The organism is Streptomyces sp. enrichment culture, from assembly GCF_964273255.1.
GTDB lineage: Bacteria > Actinomycetota > Actinomycetes > Streptomycetales > Streptomycetaceae > Streptomyces.
Genome location: NZ_OZ186835.1, coordinates 6,448,311 through 6,466,197 on the forward strand (window position 1 = coordinate 6,448,311; position 17,887 = coordinate 6,466,197).

The 17,887-nt window shown below is 76.1% G+C and carries 17 protein-coding genes and 1 pseudogene; 5 read left to right on the top strand and 13 right to left on the bottom strand.

The window, feature by feature from the left end; all coding sequences use genetic code 11:
- Nucleotides 1-20 precede the first annotated feature (20 nt).
- Nucleotides 21-557 (top strand): annotated as a pseudogene (locus tag ACSU53_RS28205) (PadR family transcriptional regulator); the annotation flags it as partial.
- A gap of 280 nt (nucleotides 558-837) precedes the next feature.
- Here the strand turns inward: ACSU53_RS28205 and ACSU53_RS28210 are convergent.
- Nucleotides 838-1,374, bottom strand: coding sequence for a hypothetical protein (locus tag ACSU53_RS28210; protein WP_437032245.1), 537 nt, complete (start codon nucleotides 1,372-1,374; stop codon nucleotides 838-840).
- 172 nt (nucleotides 1,375-1,546) lie between these two features.
- A complete protein-coding gene (locus ACSU53_RS28215; protein ID WP_437033458.1) occupies nucleotides 1,547-2,494 on the bottom strand; it encodes a fibronectin type III domain-containing protein in 948 nt (315 codons plus the stop codon).
- A 515-nt stretch (nucleotides 2,495-3,009) separates the two neighbouring features.
- On the opposite strand from ACSU53_RS28215, the gene ACSU53_RS28220 reads away from it, so the two are divergent.
- Nucleotides 3,010-3,708: a glycoside hydrolase family 75 protein gene (locus ACSU53_RS28220; RefSeq protein WP_437032247.1), complete on the top strand. Its 699-nt coding sequence runs from the start codon at nucleotides 3,010-3,012 to the stop codon at nucleotides 3,706-3,708.
- A gap of 197 nt (nucleotides 3,709-3,905) precedes the next feature.
- Here the strand turns inward: ACSU53_RS28220 and dhaM are convergent, their stop codons facing one another.
- The 4 genes from dhaM to ACSU53_RS28240 form a co-directional block, all read right to left on the bottom strand.
- Nucleotides 3,906-4,313: a dihydroxyacetone kinase phosphoryl donor subunit DhaM gene (gene dhaM, locus ACSU53_RS28225; RefSeq protein ID WP_432055657.1), complete on the bottom strand. Its 408-nt coding sequence runs from the start codon at nucleotides 4,311-4,313 to the stop codon at nucleotides 3,906-3,908.
- Nucleotides 4,306-4,923: a dihydroxyacetone kinase subunit DhaL gene (gene dhaL / locus ACSU53_RS28230; protein WP_437032249.1), complete on the bottom strand. Its 618-nt coding sequence runs from the start codon at nucleotides 4,921-4,923 to the stop codon at nucleotides 4,306-4,308. The genes dhaM and dhaL overlap by 8 nt, the downstream gene beginning before the upstream one ends.
- A 49-nt stretch (nucleotides 4,924-4,972) precedes the next feature.
- Nucleotides 4,973-5,965 (bottom strand): dihydroxyacetone kinase subunit DhaK, encoded by a 993-nt coding sequence (gene dhaK, locus ACSU53_RS28235; RefSeq protein WP_437032251.1) that lies wholly within the window; start codon nucleotides 5,963-5,965, stop codon nucleotides 4,973-4,975.
- Between the two features lie 297 nt (nucleotides 5,966-6,262).
- Complete coding sequence (locus tag ACSU53_RS28240; protein WP_437032253.1) at nucleotides 6,263-6,478, bottom strand: lipopolysaccharide assembly protein LapA domain-containing protein; 216 nt, start codon at nucleotides 6,476-6,478, stop codon at nucleotides 6,263-6,265.
- A gap of 234 nt (nucleotides 6,479-6,712) precedes the next feature.
- On the opposite strand from ACSU53_RS28240, the gene ACSU53_RS28245 reads away from it, so the two are divergent.
- Complete coding sequence (locus ACSU53_RS28245) at nucleotides 6,713-8,062, top strand: PP2C family protein-serine/threonine phosphatase (RefSeq protein ID WP_437032255.1); 1,350 nt, start codon at nucleotides 6,713-6,715, stop codon at nucleotides 8,060-8,062.
- Nucleotides 8,063-8,364: 302 nt separating this feature from the next.
- Nucleotides 8,365-9,168 carry a CBS domain-containing protein gene (locus tag ACSU53_RS28250; RefSeq protein WP_437032257.1) on the top strand — a complete coding sequence of 268 codons (804 nt, stop codon included), beginning with the start codon at nucleotides 8,365-8,367 and terminating at the stop codon, nucleotides 9,166-9,168.
- A gap of 469 nt (nucleotides 9,169-9,637) precedes the next feature.
- Here ACSU53_RS28250 and ACSU53_RS28255 read toward each other — a convergent pair whose 3' ends face one another.
- The 3 genes from ACSU53_RS28255 to ACSU53_RS28265 all read right to left on the bottom strand — a co-directional run bounded on the left by ACSU53_RS28255 (nucleotide 9,638) and on the right by ACSU53_RS28265 (nucleotide 13,336).
- The gene (locus tag ACSU53_RS28255; RefSeq protein WP_437032259.1) at nucleotides 9,638-10,084 is read right to left on the bottom strand and encodes a universal stress protein; all 447 of its coding nucleotides are present in this window, start codon (nucleotides 10,082-10,084) and stop codon (nucleotides 9,638-9,640) included.
- Nucleotides 10,085-10,190: 106 nt separating this feature from the next.
- Complete coding sequence (ppk2, locus tag ACSU53_RS28260; RefSeq protein WP_437032261.1) at nucleotides 10,191-10,994, bottom strand: polyphosphate kinase 2; 804 nt, start codon at nucleotides 10,992-10,994, stop codon at nucleotides 10,191-10,193.
- 230 nt (nucleotides 10,995-11,224) lie between these two features.
- A complete protein-coding gene (locus ACSU53_RS28265) occupies nucleotides 11,225-13,336 on the bottom strand; it encodes a SpoIIE family protein phosphatase (protein WP_437032263.1) in 2,112 nt (703 codons plus the stop codon).
- Between the two features lie 280 nt (nucleotides 13,337-13,616).
- Here ACSU53_RS28265 and ACSU53_RS28270 point away from each other — a divergent pair, with 280 nt between their 5' ends.
- Nucleotides 13,617-13,961 (top strand): DUF6343 family protein, encoded by a 345-nt coding sequence (locus tag ACSU53_RS28270; protein ID WP_437032265.1) that lies wholly within the window; start codon nucleotides 13,617-13,619, stop codon nucleotides 13,959-13,961.
- Between the two features lie 29 nt (nucleotides 13,962-13,990).
- Here the strand turns inward: ACSU53_RS28270 and ACSU53_RS28275 are convergent, their stop codons facing one another.
- From ACSU53_RS28275 to ACSU53_RS28290, 4 genes are all read right to left on the bottom strand, one after another.
- Entirely contained in the window at nucleotides 13,991-14,398 is a 408-nt protein-coding gene (locus ACSU53_RS28275) for a hypothetical protein (RefSeq protein WP_437032267.1), read from the bottom strand.
- A 119-nt stretch (nucleotides 14,399-14,517) separates the two neighbouring features.
- Nucleotides 14,518-15,906: a hypothetical protein gene (locus ACSU53_RS28280; RefSeq protein ID WP_437032269.1), complete on the bottom strand. Its 1,389-nt coding sequence runs from the start codon at nucleotides 15,904-15,906 to the stop codon at nucleotides 14,518-14,520.
- Nucleotides 15,903-17,186, bottom strand: coding sequence for a glycosyltransferase (locus ACSU53_RS28285; protein ID WP_437032271.1), 1,284 nt, complete (start codon nucleotides 17,184-17,186; stop codon nucleotides 15,903-15,905). Before ACSU53_RS28285 ends, ACSU53_RS28280 begins: the two co-directional genes overlap by 4 nt.
- A 146-nt stretch (nucleotides 17,187-17,332) precedes the next feature.
- Nucleotides 17,333-17,878 (bottom strand): cellulase, encoded by a 546-nt coding sequence (locus tag ACSU53_RS28290; protein WP_437032273.1) that lies wholly within the window; start codon nucleotides 17,876-17,878, stop codon nucleotides 17,333-17,335.
- Nucleotides 17,879-17,887 lie beyond the last annotated feature (9 nt).

Here is a 17,887-nt window from a genome sequence, read left to right on the forward strand (position 1 = left end):
CCCGTCCCTAGGATGAGCCCATGTCCCTCCCGCACGCGATCCTCACCGCCCTGCTCGAGAAGCCGTCGTCGGGGCTGGAGCTGACGCGCCGGTTCGACAGGTCGATCGGCTACTTCTGGTCCGCCACGCACCAGCAGATCTACCGCGAGCTGGGCAGGCTGGAGGCCGCGGGGCTCATCCGGGCGCTGCCGACCCGGCAGCCGGCCCGCGGACAGAAGAAGTCCTACGAGGTCCTGGCCGCGGGCCGCGCGGAACTGGCCCGCTGGACGGCCGCGTCCCAGGATCCCAAGCCGCACCGCGACGCGATGCTGCTGCGCCTGCGCGCCGCCGCGGTGGTCGGCACCGACGGCATCGAGGACGACCTGCGCCGCCATCTGGAGCTGCACCGGCAGCAGTTGGCCGAGTACCAGGACATCCAGCGGCGCGACTTCCCGCCCGGCAGGGACGGCCCCGAGGACCGTCTGCGGCACCTGGTGCTCCGGGCCGGCATCGACCTGGAGACGTTCTGGACCCGCTGGCTCGAACACGCGCTCACCGAACTCGCCGAACTGACCGAACGCACCCAACACGACCAACTCGCCGAACCCGGCGACGAAGGCACCGGCCGGCCCGGCCCGCGGGGGACGGACCGGGACCGGCGGGAGACGCCGGCCGCCGGCGGGCCGGAGGAGGACGCGGGACGCCCCGGCCGGCCGGAAGCGGGCGCGGGGAACGCCGGCTGAGCCCCCGGAAGAAGGGGGGCGGGCGGGGAAGGACGGGTCAGCGGGGGACAGGGACGGGTGAGGGTGACGCCGGCCGCCGGACCGGAGCGCGTCGGACGTGGCGGCCGGCGCCGGCTCAGAGGCGGTGCGGCTTGCTGCGGCGGCGCAGGAACCACGCGGCGCCCAGCAGACCGGTACCGACCAGCGCCCCGCCCGCCACGAGGGTCACCGTGCCGTAGTCCGTCGAACCGCCGCCGACGCCGCCCATGACGCCCCGGGACGGCGAGGCCGTGGGGGTGACCCGGCTCGGGCTGGGAGCGGGCGAGACGATGACGGACTGGCTGCCCGCGGTGCTGCCGTTGGAGCACATCACGATCACCGTGTAGGTGCCGGCCGTGACGTTCGACCAGGCGGCCGACTGCGACGAGGCGGTGCCCGACAGGGCCACCTGCCGGCCCTGGGCGAAGCTGGTCTGGCTGCTGTTGAGCAGCGAGGCCGTGCCCCAGTTGCCGTTGATCTGGGTGCACGCCGACGTGGTGACCGAGACGGTCGACCCGGTGGTGCTCACCGAGATGCCGGAATCGGCGGCGGCCGGAGCGGCCAGCGCGAGGGTGAGCGCGGCGGCGGCTGCCGCGGTCGGGCCGGAGCGGAACGGGGACATGGAGTAGCGCATGTGGACTGCCTTCCGGCGGCACGGTTGGCGGTACATCCCTTGCGCCGCCGAGGGTCGGGAACGCCCGTGCCGCACAGGGCCAGCCAAGGCGCACCGGACGCCTCCCGCACCCCGGCCGCCGCCGGGCAGGTGACGGGCGGGTGCCGGCGCCCCACCCGGGTGCGGGGGACGGTCAGTTCCCGCTTCCGGTGGTCACCGTGCGCTCCGCGGAGAAGGCGCCCCACGTCCCGTCCGGCAGCATCGGCCGGATGCGCACGCGGTGGGTGACGCCCGGCTCCTTCCCCACGTAGAAGGAGTACGTGGCCCGGTCGCGCGGAGCCTGTCCGCCGAAGACCAGCGAGGTGGCCGCACGGCCGTCCAGGTGGACCTGATACTCGGTCACCACGCCGTCCACCTCCGGCGGGACCCAGCTCAGGTCGAGGTGGTAGGCCCCGTCGGCCCGGCGCACGTCCGCCTCGAAGCGGGTGGGTGCGGTCCCGGCGCCGTCGTCCCCCGGGCCCGGCGTGGTGATCCGCACGGCGGTGCTCGCCGGGGAGGCGTTGCCGGCGGCGTCGAGGGCCCGGACGGTGAAGGAGTACCGGGTGCCCGGCCGCAGGCCGGTGACCACCGTCGCCGTCTGCCCTCCGCCCACCCCGTGGATCTTCGTGTCGGCCTGGAGGATGTCGTACGAGACCACGGCCCGGTCGTCGGTGGCGGCCGACCAGGACAGCTGGACCGCCCTGCTGCCCACCGCCCGGCCCGCCGCCCCGGCCGGCCGGGTGGGCGCCGAGCGGTCCTCCGGCGCGGCCCGCGGGGTCGTCGCCCGGACCTCCCGGCTGCGCGGCCCCAGCCGCCCCTGCGCGTCCCGCGCCCGGACGGTGAAGGCGTAGGCGGTCGCGGGCCGGAGTCCGGTGACGTCCACCATGTGCGCGGAGCCGGGGACCTCCCGCACCTTAGTGGAGTCCCGGTACACCTCGTACCGGGAGACCTCGCCGTCGGCGGGGGACAGGGCGTTCCACATCACGTGCACGCTGGTGGCGCTCCCGGCCTCGGCGGTGACTCCGGTCGGCGCCCCGGGCAGCCGGCCCTCGTCCCCGGCCCGGTCCCCGGAGCCGCCCGGTCCGCAGGCGGCCAGCAGCAGGAGGAGGGCGCAGAGCGCACCCGCCCGGCGTGCCGGGCGCGGGGGCGCGGACGGGCCGCTCGGGGGTGTGCCGGCGGGCCTCTCGGCTGCGGGACGGTGCACGGCCTCTCCTCCCTGGACGCCGGTCCGGGCGACACGCCGGAGCCCCCGGCCGAACGGACGGATCTGGGCCCCGTAATGGTCCGTACCAATATGCCGTTCCTGACGCGATCACATCAAGAGGTCGTCGTTGGTGCGCGGTCCGCGGCATTACGTATGCTGACCATCCGAACGGCTGAACTGCTCGCGAGGGCTCGGTGGTTCATGTCCGTGGCGCGGGCCGCTGTCGTCGCTTGTCCCGCGTCCGAGAGGGCGACCGGGCGGCCCGGGCCGGAACACGGCTCGGCCCCCGGGTGCCCGAGCGCCTCCCGTCACGCACCGCCCGGCCCGCCGCGGTGGCCGCGTCGGCGGCCCGGGATGAGGTTGGCTGAGGGCTGAGTGCCTGTCAGTGTCCCCGACGAGAGGCCCCCTCGAACGTGTTCCGTGCCCCCTCGCTCACCCTGGCCGCGGCCGGTGCCGCCCTGCTCGCCCCCACCCTGCTCCCCGGACCGGCCGGGCAGCACCCCGGCGCACCGGTCGCCCGCAGCGAGAGCTCCGTGTCCGCCGCCGACCTGCTGGACAAGGTGCGCGACTGCACCCGCGTCTCCGACGGCCTCTACCGCACCGACCACGGCACCGCCGCGACGGTCCCCGTCTGCGGCACCCGCGACGTCGTGCACTGGAAGGCCGACATGGACATCGACTGCGACGGCCGTCCCGGCCCCCGCTGCAACGCCGCGACCGACCCCACCTTCTCCGCCGCCACGGCCTTCGCCCAGTCCGACGGCCGCCCGCTGAACTCCGAGACGCTCCCCCACATCGTGGTGCCCACCCCCAGCGCGGTCTGGGACTACCGCGCGCACGGCGTGCGCGGCGGCTCGGTCGCCGCCGTGATCCACCGCGACCGGGTCCAGTACGCGGTCGTCGGAGACGTGGGCCCCGCGCACATCATCGGCGAGGCCTCCTACGCCACCGCCGAGGCGCTCGGCATCGACCCGGACCCGCGCACCGGCGGCACCCCCGACGGGGTCACGTACATCGTCTTCAAGGACAGCAGGGTCACCCCGATCGAGGACCCCGACGCGGCGGTGGCCCTGGGCGAGGAACTGGCGCGCCGGTTCGTCGACGGCGGCTGACCGGGTGGCGGGAGCCGGCGGGGCGCGAGCCGGGCGGAGCGCGGGCCGGGCGGCACGGGTGGTCCGGTGCGCGGGGGGCGGCGGTGCGCGCTCAGGCGGCGTGCGGGGGCGTCGGCGTGCGGGGCCGGCGGCCCGGTCCGCCGCCCGTCCCACGGGCCGCCGTCCGCCGCCGCGCCCCGCCGCCGGCGCGCGCCGCGTCACGCCTTGCGGTACGTGTACGCCTCCGCCGCCGCGGCCTCCACCGCGGCCAGGTCCGCTCCGGTGGCCGCCGTGACCACCGCGGCCACCGCGCCCTCCACGAACGGCGCGTCGACCAGCCGGGTGTCCGCGGGAAGCTCGTCGCCCTCGGCGAGCAGCGTCTTCACGGTCAGCACCGCGCTCCCGAGGTCGGTCAGCACGGCGACACCGGCCCCGCGGTCGACGGACGCCGCCGCGGCGGCGACCAGTTCGGCGCTGGTGCCGAGCCCGCCGTCGTCCGTGCCGCCCGCCGGGGCGACGGGCACCGCGTCCCCCGCTCCCGCCAGCCCCTTCGCCAGCTCCGCGACGGACGTGGCCACCGCCGCGCTGTGCGACACCAGCACGATGCCCACCGTCGCGTCACTCACCGTCGGCCCCCGTCCCGGACGCGGCCGTCTCCAGGGCGGCGATCAGCAGCGCCGCCGACGTCGCCCCCGGGTCCTGGTGTCCGATGCTGCGCTCGCCCAGGTAGCTGGCCCTGCCCTTGTGGGCCCGCATCGGGGTCGTCGCCACGGCACCCTCCTCGGCCGCGCTGCGGGCCGCCGCGAAGGACTGGCCCAGCGCGTCCACCGCCGGCTCCAGGGCGTCGATCATGGTCTTGTCGCCGGGCGCGGCACCCCCGAGCTGCTTCACCGCCTCCAGCCCGGCCCGCAGCGCCTCGGCCAGCTGCGCCGCGTCGACCTCGTCGGCGTCGCCCAGCGTCTTGCCGGCCCGCCGCAGCAGCGTCCCGTACAGCGGTCCGGAGGCGCCGCCGACCTTCGAGATGAGCAGGCGGCCCGCCTGGGTCAGCACCGCCCCGGGCGTGGCGGGCGGTTCCTTCTCCAGCGACTCCCGCACGGCCGTGAACCCGCGCCGCAGGTTGCCGCCGTGGTCGGCGTCCCCGATGGGCGAGTCGAGGGCGGTGAGCCGCTCCGCCTCGCGGTCCACGGACGCGGCGGTCGCCGTCATCCAGCGGCGGAAGAATTCGGCATCGAGCACGGAAACTCCTTGCATGGTAGGTACTCCTCGGTCCCTGCCCGGGTGCCCGTCACATGCCCCAGCGCAGACCGGGCGTGCTGACCGGCGCGTCCCACAGGCGCAGCAGCTCCTCGTCGACCTGGCACAGGGTGACCGAGGCGCCGGCCATGTCCAGCGAGGTGACGTAGTTCCCGACGAGGACCCGCGCGACGGGGACCCCGCGTTCGCCGAGCACCCGCTGCACCTCGGCGTTGAAGCCGTACAGCTCCAGCAGCGGGGTGGCGCCCATGCCGTTGACCAGGACCAGGACCGGGTTGCGGGGCGTGACGTCCGCCAGGATCGCGTCCAGCGAGGCCTCGGCGATCTCGCCCGCCGTCATCATCGGGCGCCGCTCCCGCCCCGGCTCGCCGTGGATGCCGATGCCCAACTCCAGCTCGCCGGACGGCAGGTCGAAGGTGGGGCTGCCCTTGGCGGGCGTGGTGACCGCGCTGAGCGCGACGCCGAAGCTGCGGGAGTTCTCGTCGACCTGCCGGGCGACGGCCGCCACCCGCTCCAGCGGCTGTCCCTCGTCCGCCGCGGCCCCCGCGATCTTCTCCACGAACAGCGTCGCACCGGTCCCGCGACGGCCGGCGGTGTACAGGCTGTCGGTCACCGCGACGTCGTCGTCGACCAGTACCTTCGCGACCTGGATCCCCTCGTCCTCGGCGAGTTCGGCGGCCATGTCGAAGTTGAGCACGTCACCGGTGTAGTTCTTCACGATGAACAGGACACCGGCCCCGCTGTCCACGGCCGCGGCGGCGCGGAGCATCTGGTCGGGCACCGGGGAGGTGAACACCTCGCCGGGGCAGGCGGCGGAGAGCATCCCCGGCCCGACGAAGCCGCCGTGCAGCGGCTCGTGTCCGGAACCCCCGCCGGACACCAGACCGACCTTCCCGGCCACCGGCGCGTCCTTCCGGACGATCACCCGGTTCTCCACGTCCACCGTCAGTTCGGGATGGGCCGCCGCCATGCCCCGCAGCGCGTCGGCGACCACGGTTTCCGGGACGTTGATGAGCATCTTCATGAGTGCCTCCTGTGGACCCCGGCGGGCGGGTCTGCCGCCGGCCGCCGGACTCCGCTGGTCGGAAGGAGCAGGAACACGGACACGTACGGGAACACGAAGAGGAGAGGAACGGGAATCGGTTCGGGCGTCTGCGGTGCGGTGGTGTTCGGGAAGGGGCACGTCGGTCGCTTCGGACGGTACTCGGCCGAAAGGCCGCTCGTGGGCAGTATCGGCCCTGGCGCGGCCGAGAGCACGCGCACGACGCGGTCCGCCCGTCCCGCCGGGCCGTGGCGCAACGGCGGGGACGGCGGCCGTCCGCTACCGGCGGGCGCGCCGGTGGACGACGAGCAGGCCGAGCAGCAGTCCGGCGAGGAAGGTGACCGTCAGGACGCTCCACAGCGGGAGCGTGATCGTCGGGACCCACAGCCGGACGGTGACCGACCCGGTGTCGGCCGCGATGAACCCTACGGCCGCTGCCACCAGCAGCAGGGAACCGAGGGTGCGCACCCTGACGACCCGCCCCGTGACCGTCACGGTCGGCGGCCCGTACGCGTTCGCGGTGCTCCGGTCGTTCCGGGACTGAGGCCATGGTCGGCGCGTTCCCGGGGCGCGGCACCTCCGGTCCCCCCGGCGCACGGCCGCCGGCACGGCGCCCGGGGCCGGCGTCCGCGGTCCGGGTGGTTCCTGCGTGCGGGAGGCGGGAACGCGGGGCACGATGAGGTGGGCGCGGTGCCGTGATCCGGCGGCCCCGCCCCGGTCCGGAAAGGGGTGGATGGCCGTGGCGCGGGACGACGGGCGGGGACGTCCGCGAACGCCCCGCCCGGACGCGGAGCACGACCCGGACCCTGCCGCGCGGCCCGGCCGGCCGGCATCCGCGGAGCGGCGCATGGCGGGCCTGCTCGCCGCCGTCCTCTCACTCAGCCGCGAGCTGGAACTGCCCGTGGTGCTGCGGCGCATCGTGACCACCGCGATGGACCTCGTCGACGCCCGCTACGGCGCGCTCGGGGTCCTCGACGAGGAGGCGACCGGCCTGGAGTCGTTCATCCCTCTCGGACTGAACGACCAGGAGTACGCGGACCTGGCCGGTTCCGAGTTCCCGCACGGCCGCGGCCTGCTCGGGCACCTGATCCGGCACCCCGAACCGCTGCGCGTGCGCGACCTGCCCGGACACCCGGACTCCATCGGCTTCCCGCCGGGCCACCCCCGATGCGCACCCTGCTCGGGGTGGCCATCAGCGTGCGCGGCCGGATCTACGGCAACCTGTACCTGTGCGACCGGCGGGACGGCGAGCCGTTCGACGACGAGGACGAGGCCGTGGTGACGGCCCTGGCCGGTGCGGCGGGCATCGCCATCGAGAACGCCCGCCTCTTCGAGCAGACCCGCGCCGCCGCCGAGCAGTTCCAGCGGCTCCTGCTGCCCCGGCTGCCCGGCCTCGCCCCCTTCGACGCGGCCGCCGTCTACCGGCCCGCCACCGCCCCCGGGCACCACCTGGGCGGTGACTGGTACGACGCTCTGCTCCTCCCGGACGGCAGCTGCGCGGTCATCATCGGGGACGTGGTGGGCCACGACCTGCCGGCCGCCGCGGCCATGGCGCAGATCCGCAACATGCTGCGCGCGCTGCTCTACGACCGGCGCACGCCGCCGAGCCTGGTCCTGCACCGCCTCGACCACACCCTGCACGCGATCACCGAGGCGCCGGTCACCACCGCCTGCCTCGCCCGCATCGAGGCCGCCGGCAGCGGGTGGCGCCTGCACTGGTCCACCGCCGGCCACCTGCCGCCGCTGGTGGTGACCGGCGGCGGGCGCACCCGCTACCTCCATGCCGACGGCGGGCTGCCGCTCGGGGTCGACGAGGCGGTGCCGCGGCCCGACCACACCCATCCGCTGGCGGCCGGGGACACGGTGCTGCTGTTCACCGACGGGCTGGTCGAGCACCCCCGCCGCTCCCTGGACGCGTGCCTGGACGAACTGGCGGCCCTCGCCGCCGCCCACGTCGGCCTGGACCTCGACGAGCTGTGCCGGGTGCTGGCGGACCACCACCCGAGCGACGGGCACGACGACCTCGCCGTGCTGGCCCTGCGGCTTCCGTCGCGTACCGGTTCCGGCGAACCGCGCTGACGCCCCCGCCGCCGACGCCCCCGCCGCCGACGGCCCCGGGGCCACGGACGCGCGGCCCGGGGCACGCTGCCCGTGCCGCTCGGCTTCACCTGGTCGAAGGCCGAGTAGGCCCTGCCGCTGCCGCTGCCGCTGTCGTTGCCGTCGCCGTCGTCGCGGGGCCGCAGGCCGGCCCCATACGGGGGCACGGCCCCGACGAGAGACCCATGGCACCCGGCGGGGGCCCTTCGGCCCTGCCGGGCGGCCGTGCGGTGACCGACCCTGGAGGTGTCCGCCCGAGCGGAACCGAGCAGGTGGGTGAGGACATGGACAGCTCCCCGAAGACCGTCGGCGACGTCATGACCCGCACCGTGGTGGCCCTGTCCCAAGGGGCGACGTTCAAGGACATCGCGAGAACCATGAGGCAGTGGGCGGTCAGCGCGCTGCCCGTCCTCGACGACGCGGGCCGGGTGATCGGCGTGGTGTCCGAGGCGGACCTGCTCCGCAAGGAGGAGTACCGCGACGGCGACCCGCCCGGGCCCGTTTTCCGACGCCGCCCCGGCGAACCGCACAAGGCCATGGCGGTGAGCGCCCGCGAGCTGATGACCGCCCCGGCCGTGACCGTCCACGCCGACGCCCCGCTCGCCCGGGCCGCCCGCGTCATGGCCCGCCGGCAGGTGAAGCGGCTGCCCGTGGTCGACCGCGAGGGCGTGCTGAAGGGCATCGTCAGCCGCGCCGACCTGCTGAAGGTGTTCCTGCGCGAGGACGGCGAACTCGCCCGGGAGATCAGGGACGAGATCGCCTCCGGACGCTTCCCCGCCTCGATGGAGTCGGTCCGGGTGGACGTGCGCGACGGCGTGGTGACGCTCACCGGCCACGTGCCCGACCTCTCCCTGGTGCCGCTCGCGGTGCGGGTGGTCCGCTCGGTCGAGGGCGTCGTGGACGTGCACCCCGTGCTGTCGGGACCCCGTGGCCGCCCGCCCCTCGAACCGGACTTCCCCGACGGGGGCGGTGGCCGCGCGGCATCGGCCGTCACGGGGGACGAGTCCGGTGGCCGGGCGACCGCCGGCCAGGACCCGCGGGAGGGCGGGGAGCGGCCGCGCACGCCCCGGGCGGCCGGCACCTCCTGACCCGCCGTCGGGGCACGGGTGTGCGGCACCGGCCGTCGCCCGCACACCCGTGCGTGCGGCCGGTTCCGACGGGACCGCCGGAACCGGCCGCACCGGAACGGACCCGGAACCGGCCTCCCCTTCCGTCAACCGGGACCGTGAGCTCCTGGCGCCCCGTGGTGCGGTCACCAGCCTCCCACGCGGGGGTCCGGCCCGTCCGTGGGCCCACCGGCCCCGAACGGGGGGCCGGTGGGCCCGGCCCGGCCCGCGGGCGCGGTGGCCGGGGAAGCAGCCGCGGGCGCCCCGCCGTTGACGGCGCGTCACGGGGCGAGAAGACGTCGGAGGCCCCGCGGGCGGCACCGCGCGCGGTCCCGACGGACCGGGAACCCCGGCCCCGGCAGGGCAGCGCACGCCCCGGCCGGACGGGAGCGGGGCCGCCTCGAGGCACGGCCCCCGGTACGGCGGTCGAACACGCCGCCCGGCGGCCCCGTCAGGAGCGGCGGTTCTCCCGGACCACGACCACCGGGCACAGCGCGTGCTGGGCGCAGCGCGTGCTGACCGAGCCCAGCATCGTGCGGGCGAAGCCGCCCCGCCCGCGGTGGCCGACGACGAGCAGGTCGGCCCGCTCCGAGGCGCGGATGAGCACCTCCGACGGGTCGCCGTCGATGAGGCGTTCCCGCAGCCCCGGCGGACGCTCGCCCGGGAAGGCCGCCTCCAGCGCTCGGCCGAAGCGGTACCGCGCCTGTTCCAGGTCGAGGTCGGGTTCGACGGCGCGCCCGCCCCAGCTCGGGGTCACCCAGGTGTCCCAGGCGTGGATGGCCTCGACCTCGCCCCCGACCAGCTCCGCGTACCGCGCCGCCCAGCGCAGCGCCTCGTACGACGCGGGGGAACCGTCCACGCCCACCACCACCAGGGGAACCGGCTCAGGGGATTCCATGGCCACCTCACTGGGTCGTCGTTGTGCTACGTCCACGCTGCCCCGCCCGGGGCCGCCCCGCCAACCGGGCGTGCGGCCCGCCCCCGCGGACGGCCGGACGGGTGGGTCACAGTCGCGCTGCGTGGTCGGGGACGTAGGTCTGCAGCTCGCGCGGCGGGCGGTGGTAGCCGGTCGAGGGCGGGCGCTCCGGCAGTTCGATGACCGGCGGCGGCACGTCGGAGTAGGGCACGGAGTCCAGCAGGTGCGCGATGGTGTTCAGCCGCGCCCGGCGCTTGTCGTCGCTCTCCACGACGTACCAGGGCGCCTCGGCGATGTCCGTGTGCACCATCATCTCGTCCTTGGCCCGGGAGTACGCCTCCCACCGGGTGATCGACTCCAGGTCCATGGGCGACAGCTTCCAGCGGCGCAGCGGGTCCTCCAGCCGCCGCTGGAACCGTTCCTGCTGCACGGCGTCGCTGACCGAGAACCAGTACTTGCGCAGCAGGATCCCGTCCTCCACGAGCATCCGCTCGAAGACCGGGCACTGGCGCAGGAACAGCTGGTACTCCTGCTCGGTGCAGAAGCCCATGACGCGCTCGACCCCGGCCCGGTTGTACCAGGACCGGTCGAACAGCACGATCTCCCCGGCCGCCGGCAGATGCTCCACGTACCGCTGGAAGTACCACTGCGTCCGCTCGCGCTCCGTCGGCTTCGGGAGGGCGGCGATCCGGGCGACGCGCGGGTTGAGGTGTTCCGCGACCCGCTTGATGGTGCCGCCCTTGCCGGCCGCGTCCCGGCCCTCGAAGACGACCACGAGCCGGACGCCCTCCGCCCGCACCCACTCCTGCAGCCGTACCAGCTCCGACTGGAGCCGCAGCAGTTCCTTCTCGTAGACCTTGCGCGGCACCCTCGCCGCCGTCCCGTCCGCCATCACGCCTCCACTGCCCGCCGATCCGGACGTGCGCCGTCGGCCACTCGGCCGAGTCCGGCACGGGCGCCACGGTACTGAGCGGATCCGCGCCCCGCACCCGGTCGCCCGGACCGGGAGGTTCCCGTCAGGAGCCGCGAGCCGCGAGCCGAGAGCCGAGAGCCGCGAGCCGCGAGCCGCGAGCCGGGGGTCCGGAGCCGGGAGCGGGGAGCCGGGGCCGCTGCCCGGCCGGCTCAGATCCCGCCCCGGACGGGCCGCACCGGACCCCTGGCGGCCCCGGCGCCCGCCTGCGGGCTGATCAGCAGCAGCGCGATGTCGTCCTCGGGCGCGGGCGCGTGCCGGATCAGGGTGTCCGCCATGCCGTCCAGGTCGGCCGGATCGGCCGCCTCCAGCAGGCCGGCGAGGGCGGCGGTGGCGTCGTCGAAGTCGACCCCGGGCGCCTCGACCAGGCCGTCCGTGTACATCACCAGCACGCACCCCGGGGGCAGCGGCAGCTCCAGGGCCGGGTACTCGGCGTGCCCCTCGATGCCCAGCAGCAGCCCGGGCGGGACGTGGAGCACCTCGGTCCGCCCGTCGGCGTGCCGCAGCAGGGGCGGCGGGTGTCCGGCGGTGGCCAGGCAGGCACGCTGGCCGGCCAGGTCGAGGTGGGCGTAGAGGCAGCTGGTGAACAGGCCCGGATCGAGGTCGGCGAGCAGCCGGTTCGCGCTCGCCAGGACGGTGCCCGGGTCGGCGCCGACCGCGGCGTGCGCGTGGACGGCCGTACGGACCTGCCCCATCAGCGCGGCGGCGTCCACGTTGTGGCCCTGCACGTCACCGATCGTGGCGGCCACCGTGTGCTCGTCGAGCCGGATGAGGTCGTAGAAGTCTCCGCCGATGGCCATGCCGCGGGCGGCCGGCAGGTAGCGGGCGGCCACCTTCAGGCCCGGCACGGACGGCAGGGTGTGGGGGAGCAGGGCGGACTGGAGCCGGTGGGCGAGGTCGTGCTTGCTGTCGTAGAGGCGGGCACGGTCCAGCGCCTGGCCGATCAGCCCGGCCAGGGCGGTGAGGACGGCGCGCTCGCTGGGCGAGAAGTGGTGGGGGCGCCGGTAGGCGAGCAGCAGGGAGCCGATCGGGCGGCCCGAGGCGATCAGCGGCAGCAGCGCCCAGGCGGACATCCCGTCCTCGTGCACGATGTCCGGGTGGGCGCGCTTCAGTTCGTCGAACGAGGCGAAGAAGTCCGCCTCACCCGTCGTCAGGGCGCGCACGCCGGGGATGTCCGGGGACAGCGGTCCCGCGTGGTAACGCTCGACGACGTGCGCCGCGTAGCCGCGGTGGCCGACGATCTTCAGACGGCCGTCGTCGGCCGTCATCAGCACCATGCCCTGCGCGCCGAGGGCCGGCAGCAGCTGGTCGGCGGTCTGGTCCACCACGTCCTGCACCCCGACCGCCTCGGTGAGCGTGGCGGCCAGGTGCATCAGGTGGTAGAGCACGGTGGAACGCCCCGGCCCCGCGGTCGGTGCGGGCCGGGCGTCCTGGGCGCCGTCGTCCGCTCGGCCGGGCAGGATGCGGACGCTGATGCCGGAGGAGTCCGGGTACAGCTCGAAGCGCAGCCAGGTGTCCGGCGGGCGCTTCACGGTGAACGACTGCGGCCGGCGGCTGACCAGCGCCGCCCGGTAGCGGTCCTCGACGTGGGGGACGTCCATCCACGGCAGCGCCTCCCAGGGCAGGGCGTCCAGCAGGGCGCCGCGGTCGGTGCCGAGCAGGTCGGCGGCCGCCGGCGTGATGAACGTGATGCGGCCGCTGAGGTCCAGCGCGCACGAACCGCCCGGCAGGCGCTCCACGAACGCCGTCATCGCCCTGACCTCGGCGGCCGGCCGGATCCGGTCCGGCAGCGGGGGGACGGTGCGGGGCCGGCCGGTGGGCATCAGGGGGTCACCGCGCTCGGCGGCCTGCTGGAACAGGCGCCCCAGGTGCTGGCAGCCCGCCTCGACGGCGTCGCGCTCCGCGTCACTGAGGACCGGCGGGTGGGACGACGGCCACAGCAGTACCAGCCCGCCCCACACCGAGGACCCGGCGGTGATCGGGACGGCCGCCAGCGCGAAGTCGTAGGGGAGGACGAGCGCGGTTCTCGGGTAGCGGCGGGCCATGTCCTCCTGGCCCCCGACCCACACCAGGTGCCGGTTGCGCACGGCGTCCGCCACCGGGATGGGATCGGTCAGGGCCACCCGCCGCCACGGGGAGGCCATCTCCTGGGGCGCACCGGTGGTCATCACCAGCCACAGGGCACTCCCGCCCGGGGGCAGCACGTACAGCAGACCGCCGGACGCCGCGCTGTTGCGCACCACCGCGGTCAGTGCCGTGTCCATCAGCTGCCCGTTCCGGCCAGGCAGGGAGGCGTCCCCGGGCGGCGCTTCCTGACGGCTGCGGAGCGGCGGCGCGACGCCGACGGAGGGGCCGCACCGCTCCGGCCGCACCGAGCGTCGTCCATACCTGGACCATACGCCCGGCCCCCGGGACGGGCATCCAGGCACGGCCGGACCGTCACCGCCCGCCGGTTTGCCGCGCCCCGTCCGGGCTACGCGACCGGTACGGCCCTCGTCGGCCGCCGGCCCGCGCGGGCCGGAACCCGGGCTCGAAGGAGGAAGGATGCACCAGGACCCGCGGAGCCGGCCGGAGGAACCCGTCCCCCGCTCGCGCTCCGGCACCATCGGCCGCCGCTTCCCGCGGACCGGCACCGAACCGGTCACCGCCCGCAGTCCCCTCGGCCTGAGGGCGCTGCTGTCCGGCTTCTTCCTGCCGGTGTTCTGCGCGGCGACCGTGCTGTTCGCCCTGTGGGCGGCCGGCTCGGACGACGGCGACAGCCCGGGCCGGGGGCCCCTGGTGGGGATCACCGTGCTGTGCGCGGTGCTGGCGCTGATCGCCGCGGCCGACCTGGTGGTCGTCCTGCGGCGGCGCCGCAGGGAGCGGGGGAGCTCCGCGCCCGGCCGCTGAGACGCCCCGCGGCCGTTGCGCCGAACGGGTCACGGGCCCGGGTGCTCCCGCGCCTCCCGCAGACGCCGGTTGTGCCAGACCACGGCGCGGTGGATCTCCGGCTCGTGCAGGCCGGTGCGGCGGGCGAGTTCGGCGACCGTGAGGGCGTGCGGGCCGGGGCCGAGCACCTGCGCGACCTTCGCGGCCCACAGCTCCTCCTCGACGAACGGGCGGCGCCGGTAGGCCTCCCGCAGCTCCTCGAGGTGCTCCTCACCGCACGCGGTGAGCAGGCGCAGGCCGTCCGCCCGGCCGCCGCGCGCCGAGGCGCAGGAGGAGTCGGGCACCAGGCAGCGGACCGCGTGGTCCGCGGGGAGGGTGACGGCGCACAGGTCGCACAGGTCGACCGGCGGGACGGTGCCGCGGTGGGGACGCCCACCGCGCCGAACGCGTTTCCACATGAGGACTCCCGCGGACGACGGCACGACGGCTCGGCTGCGCCGTACCGGCGGATGCCTCCAGTCTGCCCCCGGGTGCCGCGCCCGACACGGCCGGCTTCCGGCCGCGGCACCCGCTCGGGTCACGGCACGCCCAGCTCGAACAGGACGTACCCCGCGTAGGAACCGGAGGCCAGCGCGGCCGTCCCGAGGACCACGGCCAGCGAGGGGGCGCGCAGGCGCCGCATCGCCACGGCGAGGGGGATCAGCAGCGGGAAGAGGGGGAGCAGGTAGCGGGAGACGTTGCCGAAGATCTGCTGGGTGCCCATCACCATCAGGAACGACAGCACCGTGTACACCACCAGCACGGCGGGCGGGCGCAGCCGCAGCAGCAGCACGGTGAGCACCGGCACCAGCAGCACGACCCCCACCCCGACGACGTCCTCGAAGGGCATCGCGAACAGGTAGTCGAAGTGGCCCACGGGCACGGACGTCAGCACGTCCAGGGTGTGGCGGCCGTAGTCGAACGTGTGGGCCCACGCGCCCTCCTGGAGCGTGCTGTAACCCTTCCAGTCGCCCATCCGGTACCCGACCCAGCCGAGGTAACCTGCGGTGCCCAGCGGGGCGAGGAGGACCGCGGCCAGCGGGCGGCGCAGGCGCTCCTCCTTGCGCCACACCGCCGCCAGGCCGGCGACGGCGAGGGCGGCGGCCAGGGTCACGGCGGTCGGCCGGGCCAGCCCGGCCGTGAAGGCGAGGACGCCCGCGGTCAGCCAGCGGCGGGTCATCACGGCGTAGCAGGCCCAGACGGCGAGGGCCGTGAACACGGACTCCGAGTACACCGCCCACTGCGCCCCCGACCCGGGCCAGACCGCCCACAGCCCCACGGCGACCAGTCCGGCCCTGCGGCCGCCCAGCCGGGCCGTCACCGCGTGGATGCCGAGTGCCGCGACGAAGGAGAAGCCGACCGAGACGGCCATGCCGGAGCCGTACGGGCCGAGCCCGGTCACCTCCGAGACCAACCGCATCAGGGCCGGGTACAGCGGGAAGAACGCCGCCGAGTTGCCCTCCAGGGTGATCAGCCCGGTCGCGCCCGGCACGGGCTCCAGGGCGGGGTCGTAACCGTGCAGGGCGATCTGCTGGTACCACCAGCCGTCCCAGCTGCCCAATACGTCCCAGGGGCGCGCGCCGCCGCCGAACCGGGGGTGCTTGTCGCGGAAGTCCCCGGCCGAGTCCAGCAGGTACAGGAACACGGCGAAGCCCGCGAGCTTCAGCACGCCGTACGTCGCGAGCACCGGACCGTACTCCCGGACCGCCCGGCGCAGCCCCGCCGCCCGGCCCGGTTCCCGGGCGGGACCGGGCCGGCGAGGACCGGGAACACGGGAGGACCCGGCGGCCCCGGAGGCCCCCTCGGGCACGTCCGCAGGAGCGGGGTGCGGGGGCTCGTGGGGCGCGGTGGCCGGCCGGGGGCGGTCGGTGGGCCGGGGGACGTCGGCGGACGGGGCCGGGACGGCCCGGGGGGTGCCGGTGGTCATGGAGCGGAGGTTCCTGTCGTGCGGCGGGCACGGGCGCCGGGGAACACCCAGGCCCGCAGGAGGAGGAAGCGCAGCAGGGTCGCGGCGAGGCCGGCCGCGACCAGGGTCAGCAGCTCGGCGCCGGGCGCGGCGCCCGGGACGGCGCGGTGCAGGAGGGCCAGCGAGCCGCCGGTCAGGGCGAGCCCGACCAGGAAGGCCGCCAGGCCCTTGAGGTGGTGCCGCAGCGCCCCGCCGCGCCCCCGGACGCCGAAGGTGAGCCGGCGGTTCGCGGCGGTGTTGGCGAGCGTGCTCGCCAGCAGGGCGAGCGCGTTGGCCGCCTGGGCCCCGGTCCAGGGCCGCAGCACCGTGTACAGCAGCAGGTGGAACACCGTGCTGGCGGCACCGACCGCGGCGAAGCGCAGCAGCTGGGGCACCAGACCGGGCGGCAGGCCGTCGGCGGTGCGGCGCAGCGCGGCCACCGGCAGCCGCCCGCCCGCGAGGGCCCGCGCGAGCCGGGCCATGCCGCGCAGATCGGCCAGGGCGGTGGAGAGGAGGTCGACCCGGCTGTCGGGGTCGTCCACCCAGTCCACCGGGACCTCGTGGATGCGCAGGCCGGCGCGCTCGGCGAGCACCAGCAGCTCGGTGTCGAAGAACCACTCCCGGTCCTCGACCAGCGGCAGCAGCCGCTCGGCGACGTCCCGCCGCACCGCCTTGAACCCGCACTGCGCGTCGGTGAAGCCCACCGCGAGGGTGCCGCGCAGCAGCCCGTTGTAGCAGCGGGAGATGATCTCCCGCTTGGGTCCGCGCACCACCCGGGACGCGGGGGCCAGCCGGGTGCCGATGGCGATGTCGGAGTGCCCGGAGATCAGGGGCGCGACCAGGGGCAGCAGCGCCGTCAGATCGGTGGAGAGGTCCACGTCGAGATAGGCGAGGACCGGGGCGCCGGACCGGCTCCAGGCGCTGTGCAGGGCCCGGCCGCGGCCCTTGGCCGCCAGCCGGATCCAGCGGGTGCCGGGCAGTTCGCCGGCCAGACGGGCCGCGATCAGCGGGGTGCGGTCGGTGCTGGCGTTGTCGGCGACCGTGATCCGGAAGGGGTAGGGAAACGTTTCCGTCAGATGGGCGTGGAGCCGCCTCACGCACGGCTCCAGGTCGTCCTCCTCGTTGTGCACGGGGACGACGACGTCCAGGACCGGATCCGGATGGCGGGCGGGCAGCGGCGCGCGCCGCGGCAGCGCGGCGGGAGCCGCGGCTGCGGGAGACGGGCGGTGGCCGGTCGCGGGGGACCGCCGGGCGGTTCTCATGGCTGGTTCACGGTCTCTTTCCGGCGGACGGCATGGCTCCCCTTCTTGGCGGGAGCATGCCGTGATCGCGCAGGTTCGGGGGCAGCGGTGCGGCGGTTCACGGGGTGGCGAGCCGTCCGGGAGGGGCCCGGAGGGGCCGGGAGCGGTCAGCCGCTGCCCGCCGATTCGGCTCCGGCCGACGACGACGGCGGCCTCGCGGAGGTCGGCGGGGCGGAACCGGCCGACGGCGAGTGCGGCGGAGTCGTGCCGGGCCCTTCCCGGCCCGCGGCGCCTTCCGGGGTGGAGGTCGGCGGCGAGGTCGGGGTGCCGCGGCCGGCCGCGGGGGGCGTGGTGCCCGGGAAGCCCGTGGCGGGCGGGGTGGTGGGCGGCCGGGACACCCGGGCGTCCGGGCTCGCCGCGGAACCGGTCGGGGACGGCGTGGGCGTCGGGGCGGCCGGAGGCGGGGTCGGGCTGACGGCGGGCAGTGGCCCGGGGCCCGCCGGCTGCGTCCGGGAGTCCACACCGGGCAGCAGCGCCAGCCCGAGGCCGAGACCGGTCACCGCCAGGGCGGAGCCGCCCGCCCGCCACAGCATCCGGGCACGCCGGCGGGCCCGGATGCCGTGCCGCAGGCGCTGTCGCTGCTCGGCCGCGAAGGGGGTCTGCTGCCGGGTCTCGCGCATCATGCGCGCCAGCTCGCGCTCGAAGTCGTCCATGGCGTCTCC

Excerpts from the sequence above, each read along its gene's own strand:
- ppk2 (WP_437032261.1), bottom strand. The coding sequence starts at position 10,994 with ATGGCGGACGGGACGGCGGCGAGGGTGCCGCGCAAGGTCTACGAGAAG.
- ACSU53_RS28280 (WP_437032269.1), bottom strand. The coding sequence starts at position 15,906 with ATGACCACCGGCACCCCCCGGGCCGTCCCGGCCCCGTCCGCCGACGTC.
- ACSU53_RS28290 (WP_437032273.1), bottom strand. The coding sequence starts at position 17,878 with ATGGACGACTTCGAGCGCGAGCTGGCGCGCATGATGCGCGAGACCCGG.
- ACSU53_RS28285 (WP_437032271.1), bottom strand. The coding sequence starts at position 17,186 with ATGAGAACCGCCCGGCGGTCCCCCGCGACCGGCCACCGCCCGTCTCCC.
- ACSU53_RS28250 (WP_437032257.1), top strand. The coding sequence starts at position 8,365 with ATGGACAGCTCCCCGAAGACCGTCGGCGACGTCATGACCCGCACCGTG.
- ACSU53_RS28265 (WP_437032263.1), bottom strand. The coding sequence starts at position 13,336 with ATGGACACGGCACTGACCGCGGTGGTGCGCAACAGCGCGGCGTCCGGC.
- ACSU53_RS28275 (WP_437032267.1), bottom strand. The coding sequence starts at position 14,398 with ATGTGGAAACGCGTTCGGCGCGGTGGGCGTCCCCACCGCGGCACCGTC.
- ACSU53_RS28255 (WP_437032259.1), bottom strand. The coding sequence starts at position 10,084 with ATGGAATCCCCTGAGCCGGTTCCCCTGGTGGTGGTGGGCGTGGACGGT.
- ACSU53_RS28270 (WP_437032265.1), top strand. The coding sequence starts at position 13,617 with ATGCACCAGGACCCGCGGAGCCGGCCGGAGGAACCCGTCCCCCGCTCG.
- dhaK (WP_437032251.1), bottom strand. The coding sequence starts at position 5,965 with ATGAAGATGCTCATCAACGTCCCGGAAACCGTGGTCGCCGACGCGCTG.
- ACSU53_RS28210 (WP_437032245.1), bottom strand. The coding sequence starts at position 1,374 with ATGCGCTACTCCATGTCCCCGTTCCGCTCCGGCCCGACCGCGGCAGCC.